This window comes from Acinetobacter gerneri DSM 14967 = CIP 107464 = MTCC 9824, assembly GCF_000368565.1.
GTDB classification, from domain to species: domain Bacteria; phylum Pseudomonadota; class Gammaproteobacteria; order Pseudomonadales; family Moraxellaceae; genus Acinetobacter; species Acinetobacter gerneri.
Window position 1 is genome coordinate 10,504 of record NZ_KB849547.1, and the last position, 2,700, is coordinate 13,203.

Annotated in this window: 5 protein-coding genes and 1 pseudogene; 2 read left to right on the plus strand and 4 right to left on the minus strand. The window is 37.8% G+C overall.

Annotated elements, in window-relative coordinates:
• Both F960_RS23055 and nadS read left to right on the plus strand, forming a co-directional pair.
• Window positions 1-213, plus strand: a 213-nt coding sequence (locus tag F960_RS23055; RefSeq protein ID WP_004868823.1) for a type II toxin-antitoxin system RelE/ParE family toxin, incomplete at its 5' end; no start/stop codon positions are given.
• Entirely contained in the window at window positions 206-478 is a 273-nt protein-coding gene (gene nadS / locus F960_RS17850; protein WP_000369782.1) for a NadS family protein, read from the plus strand. The genes F960_RS23055 and nadS, both read left to right, overlap by 8 nt.
• Window positions 479-972: 494 nt before the next feature.
• Here the strand turns inward: nadS and F960_RS23060 are convergent, their stop codons facing one another.
• The 4 genes and pseudogenes from F960_RS23060 to F960_RS17865 form a co-directional block, all read right to left on the minus strand.
• Complete coding sequence (locus tag F960_RS23060) at window positions 973-1,308, minus strand: hypothetical protein (RefSeq protein WP_001061698.1); 336 nt, start codon at window positions 1,306-1,308, stop codon at window positions 973-975.
• Between the two features lie 443 nt (window positions 1,309-1,751).
• Window positions 1,752-1,895: a hypothetical protein gene (locus tag F960_RS22710; RefSeq protein ID WP_001125246.1), complete on the minus strand. Its 144-nt coding sequence runs from the start codon at window positions 1,893-1,895 to the stop codon at window positions 1,752-1,754.
• Window positions 1,896-1,914: 19 nt separating this feature from the next.
• Window positions 1,915-2,490, minus strand: coding sequence for a plasmid replication DNA-binding protein (locus tag F960_RS17860; RefSeq protein WP_001096618.1), 576 nt, complete (start codon window positions 2,488-2,490; stop codon window positions 1,915-1,917).
• Window positions 2,483-2,700 (minus strand): annotated as a pseudogene (locus F960_RS17865) (replication initiation protein RepM); the annotation flags it as partial. The gene F960_RS17860 and the pseudogene F960_RS17865, both read right to left, overlap by 8 nt.

Below are 2,700 nucleotides of genomic sequence, written 5' to 3' on the forward strand. Positions count from 1 at the left end.
GACTTAATCAAGAATGGTGGTGGAATTCGTAAAGTACGTTGTGCTCAGGGCAATAAAGGCAAAAGTGGCGGTATCCGTGTGATCTATTATTGGGTTACAGAAGATGATCAGATCTTTTTCTTGGTGGCTTATCCAAAGTCTGTGAAAGATAATCTGACAGACAAAGAAACCTCGATTCTACGTCAATTAGTAAAGGAGCAATTTCATGGATAACAACTTATTTGATGACCTGGTTGCTTCAATCAAAGAAGCTGGTGCCATCAAGCGTAATGAGATAAAGGCAAGTCGAGTCACAGAGCTTGAATTACCGGATATTAAAGAAGTACGTGAGAAAACAGGCTTAACCCAGGCTGAATTTGCTGCACGTTTGCATATCAGTGCAAGAACCCTGCAAAACTGGGAACAAGGCCGTCGCTATCCGACTGGCCCAGCAGCAACTTTAATCCGTATTCTTGATGCCCATCCAGGTCTGATTTAAGTCTGGATATAGCAGAAATGAAAAAATCCCGACGTCATGTCGGGATTTTTCGGTATGGAGCGCATAGGTAGGGCTGACTACCTGATGGTCATGGTGCCTGACTGATTATTATTGTTGTTTTAAGTCATTGAACATCCTGTCCATATAGATCGATCATAAGAGCTTCATCGGGGGATAGATACAGACAATTTCGTGAAACGCTGTAAGCCAAAACGTACAAAAAATAATCAAAATTTATCCCAGTGGTTATCCACAGAAATAGTGGATTCTTTTGGGTAAAAAAGCTTATAAACTCTATGGAATTGCTATTTTTGATTATTTTTTAAACAATTTTATTGGCAAGAAGTATCAAAATTGAGCATAAAAAAACCGACTTGTTTCTAAGTCGGTTGAACGAGGTCGTTCCAGAGGGTATGACTCAATGTAAGCTACTGATCTTAAAGTAATCTTAAAGATCCATTTCGCATAAGCTCCATTATGTTAAATGGAGGCTTTCACAGTTGAAATTTAGTATTTAAGTATTCGATAAAGCCCTCAATTTTCTTAATCACGTATAAGCAGATATACAAAGGACTCAGATTATCTTGCTGAGCTCTCTGTACTCTATACTTCGCCCTTTCTAAGACAGCAATTACATAGTGTATAGAGCTTTTTAGAATTTTTTTAGAATCTTTTTTTGAATACAGATAACAATCAATTTTTTCAAAAGGCCCATCATTGACCAATATTTCCAATATAGTGTCGCTAATGGATTTACTTATTGATTGCTCCATATGTTCAAATTCATATGAATGTAGAGCTTGTGCTATAACTATTTGAAGATTATTCATTATGATTATTTAATGTTAGCCAATTTTGATCCTAGCATTATCTCCTGAAAAGAAAAAGCGTATAAAACCTAAAGTAAACATTGAGTTATTTTTATTCTTCATTATGAAAAGTTAAAAAAATGATTCTAGGGCCAGAGCTGACTTGGAATTTAATGGCGTTAAAGTACCTGCTGGTCATGTCCATGCAACATTAATGGCCGCTTTTGAATTTGCATATGCTCAAGTAATATCAACTGAAGATTATGTTGGCTAAAGCTTAAGATTTCCTAAAATTAACATAATACACCTTATACGAAATGCTGTATAATTATCCTTATAATTCAACGCCGTAATTTCTAGTTGATAGCCCATCTTCCCCAAGGTGGGCTTTTTTTATGACTTTTCACGTTCCACGCCTATTATTTCATCAATGTTCCACACTTTTGATTAGCTCAATTGAATAATCAGGATGCCTGGTCTTTTTCTTTTTGGCATTCATCCAGCTCTTTCTTCAGTGCCTTTTTATCCTGGTACGATGCAATCAGCATGATCGGGATCAGCAGCGGAGCCACAATAATTCCCAGGGCAATGTCTTTCAGTTTCGGCATGATCTTTCACCCTTATTGCTCAGTCATTATCAAAGACGGCATTCAGCACACGGCCAAATAAACCACGTTTTTTGTGTTGTGGCACTGCCACACTTGGCAACGTGGCATACTGTAGCGTTTGGGTGTGGTATGCCGTAGTTTCTTGCTGTGGCACTGCTACATTTTCTGCAATATTTAATTCATTATTCTTTTTATTATCAGTGTCTTGTTGTGTTGTCGCATACTGTGGCATCTTGGTGTCGCATGCCGTAGCATCTTGGTGTGGTGCTGCTGTGGCAGGTGCAACACTTTTCAGCTCAATGAGTGTTTGCATACGGTCAATTTGTTGCATTAACCGTTCTTCACGTTCTTGGTATTTTTTGACTTCATTTTCTAAATGGGCAATAAGTTTTTTTGTAGATTCATCACCTTCTTGCTTAGATGATTCAATTTTTTGAGATGTTTGCTCAGGTTCTCCAAAGCATCGTATGACCTCTGCTAGATCGAATTGTCCATCACTGGAGCGTGATAAACGTCCATTACGTACAGCTCTGTAAATGGTTGATCTATCCACATGAAATTTTTTAGATACTTCACTTAGTGATAACTTAGCCATTTACGGTGTCCTTTTTATTTGATGGCATGTATCCCACTTTTTTTAGATATGGGGATAGTTCTTTGATTTTTTCAGGGTCTTGTAGCATCTCAGCAATACGAACAGCAAATTGAGGATAGCTTTCTGTTCCTTGTGAATAGCGACCCATTTCAGGGAGTTCTGAAAGTTTATTTGCAAACATATGCCGTTGAGCATCGGTCATCTTTGAAG